Source organism: Bacillus sp. XF8, from assembly GCF_017498755.1.
Classification (GTDB): domain Bacteria; phylum Bacillota; class Bacilli; order Bacillales; family Bacillaceae_G; genus Bacillus_A; species Bacillus_A bingmayongensis.
In genome coordinates, this window is sequence record NZ_JAGDQK010000028.1 from 113,470 (window position 1) to 127,473 (window position 14,004).

Annotated in this window: 16 protein-coding genes and 3 pseudogenes; 3 read left to right on the forward strand and 16 right to left on the reverse strand. The window is 35.3% G+C overall.

Features of this window, described 5'->3' with window-relative positions; translation table 11 throughout:
* Positions 1–224: 224 nt before the first annotated feature.
* The 14 genes and pseudogenes from J4P91_RS18030 to J4P91_RS18095 form a co-directional block, all read right to left on the reverse strand.
* Positions 225–557 (reverse strand): annotated as a pseudogene (locus tag J4P91_RS18030) (DDE-type integrase/transposase/recombinase); the annotation flags it as partial.
* A 41-nt stretch (positions 558–598) separates the two neighbouring features.
* Positions 599–766 (reverse strand): hypothetical protein, encoded by a 168-nt coding sequence (locus J4P91_RS18035; protein ID WP_207995214.1) that lies wholly within the window; start codon positions 764–766, stop codon positions 599–601.
* 82 nt (positions 767–848) lie between these two features.
* A complete protein-coding gene (locus J4P91_RS18040; protein ID WP_207995215.1) occupies positions 849–1,673 on the reverse strand; it encodes a hypothetical protein in 825 nt (274 codons plus the stop codon).
* Positions 1,674–1,880: 207 nt separating this feature from the next.
* Positions 1,881–2,546, reverse strand: coding sequence for an HAD family hydrolase (locus J4P91_RS18045; RefSeq protein WP_207995216.1), 666 nt, complete (start codon positions 2,544–2,546; stop codon positions 1,881–1,883).
* 45 nt (positions 2,547–2,591) lie between these two features.
* Positions 2,592–2,999 carry a DUF5360 family protein gene (locus J4P91_RS18050; protein WP_207995217.1) on the reverse strand — a complete coding sequence of 136 codons (408 nt, stop codon included), beginning with the start codon at positions 2,997–2,999 and terminating at the stop codon, positions 2,592–2,594.
* Positions 2,996–3,358 carry a DMT family transporter gene (locus tag J4P91_RS18055; RefSeq protein WP_207995218.1) on the reverse strand — a complete coding sequence of 121 codons (363 nt, stop codon included), beginning with the start codon at positions 3,356–3,358 and terminating at the stop codon, positions 2,996–2,998. The genes J4P91_RS18050 and J4P91_RS18055 overlap by 4 nt, the downstream gene beginning before the upstream one ends.
* Before the next feature lie 14 nt (positions 3,359–3,372).
* Complete coding sequence (locus J4P91_RS18060) at positions 3,373–3,930, reverse strand: TetR/AcrR family transcriptional regulator (protein ID WP_207995219.1); 558 nt, start codon at positions 3,928–3,930, stop codon at positions 3,373–3,375.
* Between the two features lie 179 nt (positions 3,931–4,109).
* Positions 4,110–4,391 (reverse strand): MazG nucleotide pyrophosphohydrolase domain-containing protein, encoded by a 282-nt coding sequence (locus J4P91_RS18065; RefSeq protein ID WP_207995220.1) that lies wholly within the window; start codon positions 4,389–4,391, stop codon positions 4,110–4,112.
* Positions 4,388–5,410: a C45 family autoproteolytic acyltransferase/hydrolase gene (locus J4P91_RS18070; RefSeq protein ID WP_207995221.1), complete on the reverse strand. Its 1,023-nt coding sequence runs from the start codon at positions 5,408–5,410 to the stop codon at positions 4,388–4,390. Before J4P91_RS18070 ends, J4P91_RS18065 begins: the two co-directional genes overlap by 4 nt.
* Before the next feature lie 61 nt (positions 5,411–5,471).
* Positions 5,472–6,317, reverse strand: a complete 846-nt coding sequence (locus tag J4P91_RS18075; protein WP_207995222.1) for a MerR family transcriptional regulator — start codon at positions 6,315–6,317, stop codon at positions 5,472–5,474.
* Positions 6,318–6,444: 127 nt separating this feature from the next.
* Positions 6,445–7,794 carry an MFS transporter gene (locus tag J4P91_RS18080; protein WP_207995235.1) on the reverse strand — a complete coding sequence of 450 codons (1,350 nt, stop codon included), beginning with the start codon at positions 7,792–7,794 and terminating at the stop codon, positions 6,445–6,447.
* Between the two features lie 39 nt (positions 7,795–7,833).
* On the reverse strand, positions 7,834–8,526 hold the full coding sequence (locus J4P91_RS18085; protein ID WP_207995223.1) for a LutC/YkgG family protein: 693 nt from the start codon (positions 8,524–8,526) through the stop codon (positions 7,834–7,836).
* A 1-nt stretch (position 8,527) separates the two neighbouring features.
* Positions 8,528–9,940, reverse strand: coding sequence for a LutB/LldF family L-lactate oxidation iron-sulfur protein (locus J4P91_RS18090; protein WP_207995224.1), 1,413 nt, complete (start codon positions 9,938–9,940; stop codon positions 8,528–8,530).
* Complete coding sequence (locus tag J4P91_RS18095) at positions 9,937–10,665, reverse strand: (Fe-S)-binding protein (protein ID WP_207995225.1); 729 nt, start codon at positions 10,663–10,665, stop codon at positions 9,937–9,939. The genes J4P91_RS18090 and J4P91_RS18095 overlap by 4 nt, the downstream gene beginning before the upstream one ends.
* Positions 10,666–10,859: 194 nt before the next feature.
* Between J4P91_RS18095 and J4P91_RS18100 the strand changes: the two genes are divergently transcribed.
* Together J4P91_RS18100 and J4P91_RS18105 are read left to right on the forward strand one after the other, a co-directional pair.
* Positions 10,860–11,732, forward strand: a complete 873-nt coding sequence (locus tag J4P91_RS18100) for a LysR family transcriptional regulator (protein ID WP_207995226.1) — start codon at positions 10,860–10,862, stop codon at positions 11,730–11,732.
* A 174-nt stretch (positions 11,733–11,906) separates the two neighbouring features.
* Positions 11,907–12,197: a DUF3784 domain-containing protein gene (locus J4P91_RS18105; RefSeq protein ID WP_207995227.1), complete on the forward strand. Its 291-nt coding sequence runs from the start codon at positions 11,907–11,909 to the stop codon at positions 12,195–12,197.
* A 40-nt stretch (positions 12,198–12,237) separates the two neighbouring features.
* On the opposite strand, the pseudogene J4P91_RS18110 reads toward J4P91_RS18105, so the two are convergent.
* Positions 12,238–12,474 (reverse strand): annotated as a pseudogene (locus tag J4P91_RS18110) (VOC family protein); the annotation flags it as partial.
* Positions 12,475–12,589: 115 nt separating this feature from the next.
* Between J4P91_RS18110 and J4P91_RS18115 the strand changes: the two are divergent.
* Positions 12,590–13,570 (forward strand): ketoacyl-ACP synthase III, encoded by a 981-nt coding sequence (locus J4P91_RS18115; RefSeq protein WP_207995228.1) that lies wholly within the window; start codon positions 12,590–12,592, stop codon positions 13,568–13,570.
* A gap of 80 nt (positions 13,571–13,650) precedes the next feature.
* On the opposite strand, the pseudogene J4P91_RS28970 reads toward J4P91_RS18115, so the two are convergent.
* Positions 13,651–13,791, reverse strand: a pseudogene (locus J4P91_RS28970) (DinB/UmuC family translesion DNA polymerase); the annotation flags it as partial.
* Positions 13,792–14,004 lie beyond the last annotated feature (213 nt).

The window sequence follows — 14,004 nt, forward strand, 5'->3', positions numbered from 1 at the left end:
ATAGTTAAGTTAAGTTAAGTTAAGTTAACTTAACTATATTATATCTTTATGTTAGTGTAAAGGAAAATATATCTCAATACATTAATTACAAATTCTTTTTAGTAACACATAAAAAGCTCCAATATCGCAGCTGTATTTGCAAGAATCCCTTAAACTTCATAAGGTTCCGATGCGAAAATAGCTTACTAGGAATATAGAACAGCAATCCCCTGTTAACTTTGAGATTAAACGGCTAATCCAAATAACTTATGAATGACTTCAACCTCATTTTGGACAGATTTCACCCTTTGGTGAAGTTGTCTTTTTTTCATCATATGCATGGCTTCGATACCTCTCAAAATCAAGGTTGCTGTACGAAATGATTTTAATCCTAACATGGAACGAACCCTCTTCTTTATAAAACGATGATCCTGTTCCACGATATTGTTAAGATATTTACATTGTCTTATCTGTACGCCTTCAGGTATATGTTTCTCCTCTTTTAATTCTTGTATCGCCTTTCCATTTAAATAAATTGTCCTTTTCCATACCGAGCACACACCTTTTTTAGAGTAATACTATCAGTATGTCCAAGTTTAAGAGATTACTTGCAAGAGCGTTAAAGTTTTTGCACCAGAACTAAATAACTCAATTCTGTATGAACCCATACTTTTGAATTTAACTGAGAGATTGAAATCGCTCCTTCCTGATTTTTAATCACGCTTTGTTCTTTTTTTACTACAGCATGCACCGGCTTTACAAAACTAGCAAACTGACTTCCCCCCAATAAAGCTATGCATACTCCTACTTATAACACGTGTTTTCTCCTCATAAGTATTACTTCTCATCATTTTTCTGCACATTCTTATTTACTTAGGAAGCTCTGATAAACGTTCCTGAGCATTTTTTGATAATAAAATATTTAGCACACCTATCATATTATTCGTTTCTTGTCGTGCTTTTTCATATGCTTCTGAAAAAGCTTCTTTATTATCTTCTGGTTTTTCAATATTCGCTAATTTGTTCCACGTTTGTTTCATCATTTCATGCTTTTGATATAACCCTAAATCTGTTTCAGATTGTGCTACAGGAGCCATATAATCAAATTCTCCCCCTTTTCGAAGATATGTGAGCGCCCCTACAATCTCTTTATTTGAAAAATCTCCTTTTCTTGCCGGAACTTCCAATACACGAAATGCCTGAACGGACACATATACCGATTTGACTAGGGCTCTTTCTAAATTTGTTGCTTCATCCCATGATTTATATTGAAAAGAAGAATTTTGCCCGACAGTCATAAATTTAAATCCTTCATTCACTAAATCAGGTGGCGCATTTTCAAGTGGCTCTTCTGTACGAACATTGAGAATTGAATCGCCATAATTCATAATATTCGTTGTCCGACCTTCTTCACCCGTAATTCGACGAATTGGATGGTCTTCGTAGAATATATATCCACGTTTATCAGTATGTTGCTTTAATTCTTCTACTGTTGTTGCAATTCCAATTCCAATTTGTCCCTCTTCTTTCTTTTGTACATCTTGTTTTTTCTCTGTAGAATTTTTTCTTTCTTGATTCAATGCCGTATTTTCTTTTTTCTCCTCTGCTGACTTTACTGCTTCTTTTTCAGCACAAGCAGACAATGTTAATAATGCAGCAATTGTTAATAGATTTAATAACTGTTTATATTTCATGTCATTTCCCCCTCCCCATTCATCATACATACAAAAATCAACCAAAACTAACATATTTTTCTTATCATTCATGCCTTTCTAATCGTACAGTTACATAATTTATCCACTCTTGAAATGTGCTATCTGTCCAATAGCACATCTACAATTATTCTAATATCTGCGATGTAGCAAAAAAGAACTTGGTGTATCCCAAGTTCTTTCTCCTCTTTACTCATTAAAGATAAATTCTTTAAACTTCTCTACACTCTCAAAATAATACTCAGATTCCTCTTCCATCTGCTTTCTAATTTTCGGAATATCATGCGACCAACCAGCTGCTGCAAATGTAACGTTACAGCTCTTTGCCATTTCCAGCGCCGGCTTTAAATCATCTAGTACGATGACTTCATCTTCATGTAGATGAAACATAGATAAAATCTTTTTCACCGGATATGGATGGGGCTTTCTTTGATTTTCTTCTAGCTCCCATCCAAACACTGCATCCGGAACAAACCCACAATGCGTTTCATAATCCCTCTTAATGCGACTACTTTCAGAATGGGAAACAACTGTTACAATTCCGCCCTGTCTCTTAAACTCCTGTACCAATTCAGGAAACCCTTCATAAAAGTCTGGAATTTTCGATTCCGTGTATTTTTTCCAAACTTTTTGTTGGTGCTCTTGTTCTTCTGGCGTGAAACCAATAATATCTTTACACAAACTCAAAAAACCAGGATGAAAACAATTTGAAACAAACTCTTCTAATGATAATGGCTTTTCATCAGGCCTTAAATCTTTTAAAGCTTCTACAAATGATGGATAATGTATGTCCGGTGTACTTTTTACTGCTGTATCGTCATGATCTAGTATTAAACATTTATACTTCAAATTCATTTTCTTCCTCCATTACAATCCTACCTACTTAGATTCCTTTCACTATTATCTCATGTTTGCTTCATACCATCCACATTCTCTCCAAATACCTTTTAAGAAAAAACATGGATAAAGTAATAAATATAAATTAGGAAGCCACCAAGAAATATCGAAATCTAAACGAATTGTCCAAAATGTTAGAGCTTGTAATCCTGAACAAAAAGTTAAAATTAATGATAAGAACGCAAAATGGCTCCAAGTATGCTTTTGTTTAGCATACAAATACAAACTTAAAAATCCCGTCAATGAGATGAATAAATCCAATGGTAGAAAAGACCAGTTCCATGCTACTAAAATAGGATTTTGATAATCTTTAAACAAATATTCTTGTGGAATCATATGAAAAATTGTTATGAACCAATATATAATAAATCCAATATCAGTAATAAGGAAAAAATATTTTAAACGATTCAATGTATACATTCCTCCACTACTTCTTTTTTCTTCTCTTCATGCGCCGTACTACTAAAATTTAAGCTCACGACTCCAATTAAAATAAAAAGCATCGCTAGTATCTTAATCACATTGATACTTTCTCCAAAATAAAAGAAACCAATGATTGTAATCGTTACAATTCCCATACCTGACCAAACCGCATATGCAACGGATACCTCCAGTCCCTTTAATGCAAATGACAGAAATGAAAAGCTTACTACATAAAATACAAAAATAAGAATACTTGGGACAAGTTTCGTTAATCCATCAGATAGTTTCATCGCAGTTGTACCCGCTACTTCAAATAAAATTGCTAAGCATAAATAAATCCACTGCATTATTTTCCCACCTTCTATTTTGAATTAGAAATTCCGTACAGCAACATGTCCATAATAGATTCAAGCATACTCCCCAATGTATAATTACTCTTTTCAATAAACATAGGATCATATATGCGATTCAGTGCTCCTAAATATAATTCAATAAAAAACGGAATCTGAATCTGTCTAATACTCCCTTCTCTCATTCCCTCTTCTATTAACCGAATTACAGTAGACCAGCCTTCACGTAAAAACTGATCTAATTTCAGCCATTGATTATAATGATATTTTTTTAGTTCTACTAATAAACGTGCATCCATGAATTTAAATTGTTGTGGAATACAAATTAAGATGCGTCTTATTTTTTCAACTGTTTGTAACGTTTCATCATCAGCGATATCTTTTTCCTTTTCTTGAATACTTTCTATTACATTACGAATAACTTCATCTACGATTTCATCCTTTGAAGAGAAGTGCTCATAGATTGTCCTCTTACTTACAGCTAATTGTTTTGCTAAGTCACTAATTGTAAATGTAAACCCCTTCGTTTGAATTTGATAAATTGTTTCTGTTATGATTCTTTGTTTCATAATTTGCCTCCAAACCATTGGTACTCATCTGTTTTTTTTAGTACCAATATCATCTTACAATATTTAATAACTGTAAACAACTATCATTTCACATGCTCTTCTCTATCTAATGAATTTAAACGCTCAGAGCATATGCCCTGAGCGTTTTTAACTTTTATATAAAAATTATTCTATATAGCTTACCACTCTCTATCCCGATTGATTTCCATCTTTTCCTGAAATGCTTTCCCTAAATCAATTTCTAATTTATTTGCTAAGTCACATACATTCCAAATTACATCGAACATTTCTAAGCCTATTTCTTTTTTTGCATTCTTATCATCATTACGCTTTACGATTGCTTCTGTTAATTCCCCTAATTCAGCCATTAAATACATTGTACGCTTCTCAATCGTAGTATCAGCAAATCCTTTTTCTTTACTAAAATTTGATACATATTGCTGAAATTCGGAAAGATTCAATTTATATTCCCTCTTTTCTTTTTATAAAATTCCTCTATCAATCTTCTATCTTCTTTATATTTGCAACGATTCGGCTGCCCTTCTGCACGATGGATTCTTAAGCTATTTAACTCGTATACAACTGAATATAATGTCCCAAAATTATATTTTTTCATATTTAAACAGACATGCTCTTTACCATTCGATAAGATATCCTGTGCACTTTCACGATTTAACTGTGAATTTTTTCTTAACTGTTCTTCTATATAGGTATATCTATTTTGAGATTTACTCCAATCATTATCAACATTTTGTTGTAAGGCAATCATGTCTTTACTTACAAAATGATTTGTACAAATAATAAAATCTTCATTCTCTCTCGGTCTCCGTACAAACATATTATGTGGTGCCTTTTCTACTACTGCCATATTCCCTGACCGGTCTGCTAATAAGTAGTTATTACAGATTGAAGACGGAAATCCCCTTAAAATATGTATCGCCTCTTCTACCGTACTTGCATTTTCTAATATTTTACGAACTGCCACATAAAAATTTAATCCCACTTCTTTATATGCACTTTGTACAAGCGTAATTGCCACTGCCAATCCTTTTTCATTCATCCCATCTACTTTTCCTAAAAACACATCAGAATGTCCAACATACCGATGTTTATCTTCTGGACAAACGAGGGAACTCTCGGTATATTTTTTTAGGTCTAAAATCAGATCATAGTTTCTTCCCATAATCACTTCTGAACCATTAAAAAACGCAAATATACTACATTGTGCTTGCGGCTCAAATACACCTATACTCAATATAAATGAACTTACCTCTTCATACGTTACATGACAACCTTCAGCAAATCCTTTCATTTCTTCTATTAATTCTGGATAGAAATCATTTAATAGTACATGACTTTGTTTCCCAAAAGCTAATTTTTCTTCTGAAACCTTTGGAAACCGAAATCCATTTTTATATAAAATGCTTGCATAATGTTTTCCCATCTCATAATGTGTTCCGCGTAGCCTTGGATGATACATATAATCCTCTCCTTTTCTCTTACTAAGGTTAGGATATATCCTCCTGTAACAGGAGGGTCAATTACGAAGAAACCGGGATACACACTTTCGTTATAAATTGTAACGGATTATGTTTGGACGCCGGCCGAATGTTTCTATAATCGATTTGTTCAGTAAACACTCCCTGTTCATACACTTCAAAAGGTGAATTCCTTACTACATACCCCTTTTCCACAATGAGATTCATTATTTTTTCATATGCAGTTCCTAATTCTGAATAGGGTCCTTTTACAATCACGCAAATATGTTTTCCCCCTTCTAAACATCGAACATTGGAAAGTCCACTACCGTATTCTTTTATAGGTACACAAACCTCTAAATCTACTGGTGCACCTCCACTATAAAACTGATGAAAAATCGTCATTAGTTTCCCATCTACTTCTAGCCCATATGCATATAACCTTTCAAACAATTTTTTTACAACAAAATCGATTTCTCGTGTACATATTTTTTCACGAACACCGTAAATCCATTGTCTCTCTCGTATTTCTTCGAAGCATTCTGTTATATTTGAAACAGTTAAAAACGGCTCATTTCTGTTCAGATCATCAATAGATTGATTGATTTCCCCTAAAGTTTGCTGCATTATTATCATTTTCTTCTCTAATTGTAGAGCCTTTTCTTGCAAATGATTCACTAATTCGGCATCATCATGGCCTTCTATAACTTCCTTTATTTCTTGTAATGAAAAACCGAAACTCTTTAATTTTTTTACATATTGTAAAGTTTTTATTTGCTCATAATCATAATATCGATACCCTGTTACAGAATCAGTTTGCAAAGGTTTTACAAGGTGAATTTCATCATAATGATGTAGCGTTTTAATTGATACACCACATATTGTTGAAAACTGTCCAACTGTATACATACATTACCCCAGCCTTTTTTCAAATTTCTCCACTCGATTATATTTTACTATAAAAATCATTCATTTTAGGCAAATGAAAAAACGAGTTTGCATACAACTCGTTTTTTATACACCTTACGTTATTCATTTAAATATTAGCACGAGGTTCCTCTAATCTCTCCTTACTCCTCCAGTTAAACAAACTTTCAGGCCTAGTTTGCTGCCCTGGTTTCACAAACAACATTGCTCCCATTGCTATAGCGGCTAAAATGGCAGCTACGATAAACATCGAAGGATATCCGTAACTTACAACTAAGTATCCTGTTAAGGTAGGAGCTAAGATTGTAGCGATATTCGCGATAAAATGCATAATCCCACTATAGGTCCCTGATTGAGCAGGTGCCGTATCAACAATAATTGCCCAAAATAATGAACTTGGTAAGAAAGCAAATGCATTCCCAAGTGACATGAGTGCTAGTACAGTCACATAATTATCCATCGCTGGAATTAAACTAAAACAAATCGTTGTAAGTAATAAGGCAACAATCGGCAATCCTGTTCGAGCTAAACGAAGGTTTCCTGTTTTATGTAAAATACGATCGGATAGCTTTGCTCCTAGAGGCAATGTAATACAAGCTCCAAGCCAAGGAATCATACCAAGATACCAAAGAGAAGATAATTCAAAATGAAATACATCTTGTAAATATTTTGGCGTCCAAGTTAATATTAAGAAATTTATATACTGGAAACAAAAATATGCTAATGTAACCAAAACGAACGTTGGCACTTTAAAAAATGAATACCATGGCTCTTTTTTTATTCCTTTCTCTACTTTTACTGATTGAAGCACACCTTCAGAACTTCGTATTTCAGCTAGTTCTTCTTTCGTCACTCGCGGGTGATCTTCAGGCATACTGGTAAAAGTAAAATACCATATAACCGCCCATATAACACCAATTGCACCAAGGATAAAAAACATCATTTTCCAGCTTGTAAAGGATAATAACATAACTGCTACAGGTGCAGTTAATACTGCGCCTAACGGAACACCAACAAAACCAAGGGATGTTAGAAAAGCTCTTTCCTTTGGCGCTGCCCAGTTTGCTGCTGTCTTATTCGAAACCGCGAAAGATGGCCCTTCTGTTAATCCGAACAAAACGCGGAAAAGAGCAAATCCTGCTAAAGCAGAGCCACCAAAAACAGCCATCCCTATTTCTCCAGCAAAAGCGGTCGCAATTTCAAAAATTGACCAAGTAGTTGCTGCTACGATCCATACAAATTTCGGTCCTTTTTTATCTGATAAAATGCCTCCAAGCAAAGAACCAATCATGTAACCGTAACCAAAATACCCTAAAATCGCTCCCCATTCCTTCGGATCAAACCCATATTCTTTTATAATAAAAGACTGTGCATACGCGATGGCCCCTCGATCAATATAATTGACCATCGTAATCAATGTGAGCATTGCAAAAATATAATAGCGAAATTTGTTCCTCATCAAAATCCACTCCCCCCTCGTATACTATTGTTTTTCTCTCTAATCTTTTAATAGAATGACATGAACCTTTCCAGGACCATGAACTCCAAAAGCTAACTCCATTTCAATATCACCTGTACGGCTTGGACCAGTAATAAAATTAATACAGGCAGGTAGTCCATTTGAAACCTGTTCGTGAACTGCGGCTACCCCTTCTGTTAAACGTCTATAAATTGTATTTTCTGAGAGGATTGCTACATAAACAGGTGGCAACACACTAACTAAACGTCCACGTCCGCCACCATTCCATAAAACAACAGTTCCGGTTTCTGCTAGTCCCATTTCGGCATATGTAATTCCCATATCCACTTTTGCGGTGTAATCCCGCAGGTCTCTTTCATCTTCTTTACTCTGCCAAATTCGATGAGAAACTAGATTTCCTGTTAAATATTTTCCTATTTGAAGCTGATGTAATCTCTCATCATCCCAATACACCGCCGATTGAATATCAAATTTTTGCACAACGTACTGAAGTACATTCTCTATTTCTGAGCGGTATATATGACTTACTTGTGTATTTAATGCATTCAAATTAGAAATAAACTGCTCTACTAAATATTCGTGATCTATCTCTTTAGGAAAGTGTCTTAATGGATCGTTATTCCACTTGGGAGGAGTTACCCCGGAGCGACGGTTTCGGCCTAGTTTACGCGCAATATTGTTAAGAAAAGATTCTTGTACATTCGTTTTCATTTTACGAATCCCTCCTTTCTTTTTTCCACCAATCACGGAATGATTGCTTCGCAGGTTTTGGAAAGTCTCTGCTTTCTGTCCAACCTTTTAATGGACCAGGACCATTCGCAATATAACCATCTTTTGCAAATATCGATAAACCTGTATGTGCCATTTTAATAGCTTTATCATAAACGAACGGATGGCTCGCCATAAACGCAAAACCTTTAAAGGCTATTTGCTCGGCCTTCGTTATAAATCCTTGTTCCACCTCATCTTTACGATGCTCAATGAGAAGATCATGTAATGGTATTTTTACCGGGCAAACATCTGTACATGCTCCGCACAGACTTGATGCAAAAGGCAATTCTTTTAATTCCTCATAACCCTCTAATAAAGGAGCTAGTACCGCACCGATTGGCCCACTATAAACACTTCCATACGCATGTCCTCCAATATTGCGATATACAGGGCAAACATTTACACATGCTCCGCACCTTATACACTTCAACACTTCTTGGTAAGCGGTTCCTAAAATATCAGATCGCCCGTTGTCTAGAATGATTAAATGAAATTCTTCTGGTCCATCGATGTCTTCTGATAAACGTGGTCCATTAATTCCAGTTACATAAGATGTAATCTTTTGGCCTGTAGCACTTCTAGTTAACATCGAAACGACAACATCAAGATCTTTCCATGTCGGAACAAGACGCTCCATTCCCATAATAGCGATATGAACTTTTGGCAATGTAGTGGTAAGACGCGCATTTCCTTCATTACTTATTAGAACGACAGATCCAGATTCTGCCACAGCAAAGTTGCAACCTGAAATCCCAATATCAGCTTCTAAAAATTCTTTACGCAATTGCTCCCTAGCAAATTGTAGTAATTGATTTGTATCAACCGGTATCTTCCGTCCAGCCTCCTTAGAAAACAGCTCTGCTACTTGTTTCTTCGTCTTATGGATGGCTGGAGCAATTAAATGTGATGGAGCTTCTCCAGCTAATTGAATGATATATTCTCCAAGATCGGACTCTACCACTTTTAACCCCATCTCTTCTAAGTTTTTATTGAGATGTATTTCTTCTGAAACCATAGATTTTGATTTAATTACTGATTTTGCCCCTTTTTTTCTTGCGATTTCAGAAACATACGATACGGCATCTTCTGCTTTGAAAGCAAAATGGACATGCCCCCCATTTTTCCGAACATTTGTAGCTAATTGTTCCAAATAGCTATCTAAATTTTCAATTGTATGCATCCGAATTTCAGATGCTGCCTCACGCCATTCCTCAATATTTCCTAATTCATATGTCGCTTGTTCTCGTCCCACCCGAAGCCTATCTTGTGTAAATGGAACCGCGCTTCTCATCTGCGGATCGTGCAACGCTTTATCTACTCTTCCCAAAAATTCTAGTTCTTGCACTACGCTCATTTGTTCAGCCCCTTCGCCAGTACTTCTGCTACATGCAAAACTTGAATATCTTTGTTTTTTCTGCGCAGCCGCCCGCCAATATTCATGAGACATCCCATGTCCGCACCAATTAGGAGATTGGCTTCTGCCGCCTCAATATGTTTTATTTTTTCATCAACCATCGTTTCAGAAATCGGGCTCATCTTTACTGCAAAAGTACCACCAAACCCACAGCAATCTTGGCAATATGGTAATTCCTTCACATCTAGGCCTTCTACTTGTGATAGTAACTTAAGTGGTTCATCTTTTATACCAAGTCCACGACTCATATGACAAGATTGATGAAAAACAGCTGTTTCAAATAACTTAGATTCTAAATCAAATTTTCCCAGTACATTCATTAAAAAATCCGTTAACTCATACGTTCTATTAGCTAAATGAATTGCTTTTTCATGCCATTCACTATCATCCTTAAACATCTCTTTATAATAATGATGAATCATGCTAGCACAAGACCCTGAAGGAGTCACAATATATTCGCTATGTTCAAATGCTTTTATCATTTGCTTTGCAGCTGCTTTTGCTTCTTTTTGATATCCACTATTGTAAGCTGGTTGCCCGCAACAAGTCTGTCCTTCAGGAAAATCTAGTTCCACTCCACATTGTTCCATAATTTCCGCAACACTCTTACCTACTTGAGGAAAAAACACATCTGATAAACAAGTAATAAATAATGAAACTTTCATAAAAGATTTCCTCCTCGGAACGATACTATGTACTTTCAAGTTATTACTCTATTGAAAGCAGTCTTTCATATTTTAAATTTTTAGAATTTTCTATATTTAAAATCTTTTATTTATGATATCATGTGAAATATTATATAAAAACTATTTATAAGGTTGTTTTTGTATACAAAAAAGGTATAGAAAGAGGATTGGAAATGGATATAAGACAACTTCGTTACTTTATTGTCATCGCTGAAGAAAGGCAGCTTACCCGTGCTGCTCACCGACTTCATATGGCGCAGCCTCCCTTAAGTAGACAACTGGCATTATTAGAGCAAGAATTATCGGTAAGCTTATTTGAACGAAACGGTCGAAATATGCATTTGACTGAAGAAGGTAAAATGTTATATACGAAAGCAAAAAATATTATTCATCAATTAGAAGAAACAATTACGGAAATTAAAGATACTGGTGAAGGATTGAGGGGGAACCTATCTATTGGAACATTCCACTCTTGCATTCCTTTTCTCTCTGAAAAAATCCGCTATTTTCAAGAAAACTACCCTAATGTTCACTTAAAAATATGGGAAGGAGGTCCTTCATACTTAACAGAGCAGTTAGAGAATCGGAATATTGAACTCGCTGTCTTGCGTACACCATTTAATAAAGATGTTTTTTCAAGTATTTGTTTATCAAAGGAGCCATTCGTATTAGTCATGCCTGCTAAATGGGAACTACATCATTCACAACTTCCAATCTCCATAACCGAACTAAATCATATCCCTCTCCTACTTTTACATAAAGACAAAGCAGACAGCTATCATCAACTTGTCATTGATGAATGTCAGCGCCTTGGTATAAAATTAAATATAGCATGTGAATGTCCTGACTCAGCATTTATTCTTATGCTTATCATGGCTGGCATCGGGGCTTCTATTCTACCTAAAAGTGCTGTATCTTATATCCCGCAAGAATTTATAAAAATAGTAGATTTAATTGATTTCCCTTTCCAATCCGAATCATCAATTATATGGTTGAAAGATCGTCAACTCTCTAAAAGTGCTAGGCGATTTATAGAATACACGTAAAATGAAACTTTAATCAGTAGGGGTTTTCTTTATCCCTCACTATTATCAGCCCTAACCAATCGGGCTTTTACGCGCAGTTTACTTCCCATCTAACTTCTTTGCCTCCACTGAATTTTGAGGTGGGAGTATTACTGCCCGCAAATAGCGGGATGAAATTATTTCGGAGGTGTGGTTATGGCTCTCTTCGCTTCTCCATCACTATGTATAATCGCTATTATCTCTTTCACATTATCTTACTTTATAGGCGTAAAGCAATATACTTGGCTCTTATCTGGATTTAATGAACGACGTGTGAGAGATAAACAAAAATTAGCAAAAATAGTTGGTCTTTATAACTTAGCAGCTGGTGTCGTTGCAACGATTGGTAGCGTCTTCACTACACCGAATACACAAATTATTGTTCCTATGATTATCATTGGACATGTTATATTAGCTGCTTACGTGAATACGAGAATGGTTCACTAATACTTCTAAAAAGAAAAAAGATAAGCAAATTTTTATAAGCTTATCTTTTTTCTTTTTCCCATTCACTTAAGTATGATGCATATTCAAGCTCATCAGACTCATCTTGTAGCATCGATATAAACTCCAATTCATTCCCATCACAATCAAGAAAATATACACTAGCAGCAGGCATCCAGCGCTGAACAATCGGCTCTTGATTTCCTTTCCCTTGACTTCCAACTACTTCAATTCCACGTTCTTCTAACCAGTGCTTAGACTGTTTTAAAAAATCCAATTCTATATTCAGATCATACAATTAACAACTTAATTTTAAGAATAATTGAATTAATACGAAATTTTATTTATAATTAGAACCAGGTATTATAACTTAGTTGTAAATAGGAGGTATTTGTATGAATTCAAGAGCGCGAATTACAGCTGTCGGGACTTATGTACCTGAAAAAGTACTATCAAATGAAGATTTATCGAACCTTGTGGAAACAACAGATGAATGGATTGTGCAACGCACCGGTATGCATGAACGAAGAATTACTTCCCCTGATGAATTCTCTACAACATTATGTATCCGAGCTGTTCAAAATTTAATTGATCGATTCCACGTTACCGTTGATGACGTTGATTTAATTATTGTCGCAACTGCTACACCTGATTACATGTTTCCAAATACCGCAAGTCAAGTTCAGGCTCATTTTGAGATACCTCATACGGGAGCAATCGATCTTAGTGCAGCTTGCGCTGGATTTGTGTATGGGCTAATTGTTGCCAACGGCCTCATTACTTCCGGGACAAACAAAAAGATCCTCGTTATTGGTGCTGAAACTCTTTCAAAAATTACAGATTATAGCGACCGTACTACTTGCATACTTTTCGGAGATGGTGCTGGTGCAGCCCTTGTAGAATATGATGAAAACAACCCTAGTTTTTTAGGAACTCATATGGGGTCTAAAGGTTCTGGAGGAATCAACTTATACCAAACTGCCTTATCAAAAACAATGAATGGAGAGGCGTTACAAGATACACCCTACCTCATTCAAAATGGAAGAGCCGTTTACAAATGGGCTGTAAATACAGTTCCACAAGGCGTACAAGAATTACTTCAAAAAAATCATTTAGATACATCAGATGTTGATTGGTTCATTCCACATAGCGTGAATTTAAGAATGATTGAATCTATTTGTGAACGAACTGGTATTTCTCTTGATCGCACACTCATGAGTCTACAATATTGTGGAAACACTTCTGCTGCTTCTATTCCGTTGGCGCTCGATATTGGATTAAAAGATGGAAAAATCAATAGTGGAGATACTTTACTTATGTACGGATTCGGTGGAGGTCTTGTTCATGCGGGAATAATTTTAAAATGGAGCCTGTAAAGTATTTCAAGTAAAAGGAACTGATGATTACGGTCATCAGCCTTTTTTATTCGAGGAATTATCAATTTTCCCCATCCCCTCCCACTAAAATCTTTGCTACAACCACTAGACCAATGAATCGTTTGAGCAAGTTTCTTTTGCATACGTAGTCGATAACAAACTTCCTCGGCATGTTCTAACAAAATAAGCAGAATTTCCTCTATCGTATAAGCACGTAAAAGTTCATCATCGATTTATTGTAAATATATGACCATTTAAATAAATAATATAGCCAACTATTATACAAGCCTAGAGCATTGATAAAAAATATACATAAGGTATAGCATATGAGTTTTTAAAACTCTAAAATTTTTATACAGAGGAGAATGTAAAATATGAGTGAAAAATGTCCAATTAACGTACCATGTCAAGTTCCAGGCCAAACTCAAATTCCA

Excerpts from the sequence above, each read along its gene's own strand:
- J4P91_RS18040 (WP_207995215.1), bottom strand. The coding sequence starts at position 1,673 with ATGAAATATAAACAGTTATTAAATCTATTAACAATTGCTGCATTATTA.
- J4P91_RS18045 (WP_207995216.1), bottom strand. The coding sequence starts at position 2,546 with ATGAATTTGAAGTATAAATGTTTAATACTAGATCATGACGATACAGCA.
- J4P91_RS18055 (WP_207995218.1), bottom strand. The coding sequence starts at position 3,358 with ATGCAGTGGATTTATTTATGCTTAGCAATTTTATTTGAAGTAGCGGGT.
- J4P91_RS18060 (WP_207995219.1), bottom strand. The coding sequence starts at position 3,930 with ATGAAACAAAGAATCATAACAGAAACAATTTATCAAATTCAAACGAAG.
- J4P91_RS18070 (WP_207995221.1), bottom strand. The coding sequence starts at position 5,410 with ATGTATCATCCAAGGCTACGCGGAACACATTATGAGATGGGAAAACAT.
- J4P91_RS18075 (WP_207995222.1), bottom strand. The coding sequence starts at position 6,317 with ATGTATACAGTTGGACAGTTTTCAACAATATGTGGTGTATCAATTAAA.
- J4P91_RS18080 (WP_207995235.1), bottom strand. The coding sequence starts at position 7,794 with ATGAGGAACAAATTTCGCTATTATATTTTTGCAATGCTCACATTGATT.
- J4P91_RS18085 (WP_207995223.1), bottom strand. The coding sequence starts at position 8,526 with ATGAAAACGAATGTACAAGAATCTTTTCTTAACAATATTGCGCGTAAA.
- J4P91_RS18090 (WP_207995224.1), bottom strand. The coding sequence starts at position 9,940 with ATGAGCGTAGTGCAAGAACTAGAATTTTTGGGAAGAGTAGATAAAGCG.
- J4P91_RS18095 (WP_207995225.1), bottom strand. The coding sequence starts at position 10,665 with ATGAAAGTTTCATTATTTATTACTTGTTTATCAGATGTGTTTTTTCCT.
- J4P91_RS18100 (WP_207995226.1), top strand. The coding sequence starts at position 10,860 with ATGGATATAAGACAACTTCGTTACTTTATTGTCATCGCTGAAGAAAGG.
- J4P91_RS18105 (WP_207995227.1), top strand. The coding sequence starts at position 11,907 with ATGGCTCTCTTCGCTTCTCCATCACTATGTATAATCGCTATTATCTCT.
- J4P91_RS18115 (WP_207995228.1), top strand. The coding sequence starts at position 12,590 with ATGAATTCAAGAGCGCGAATTACAGCTGTCGGGACTTATGTACCTGAA.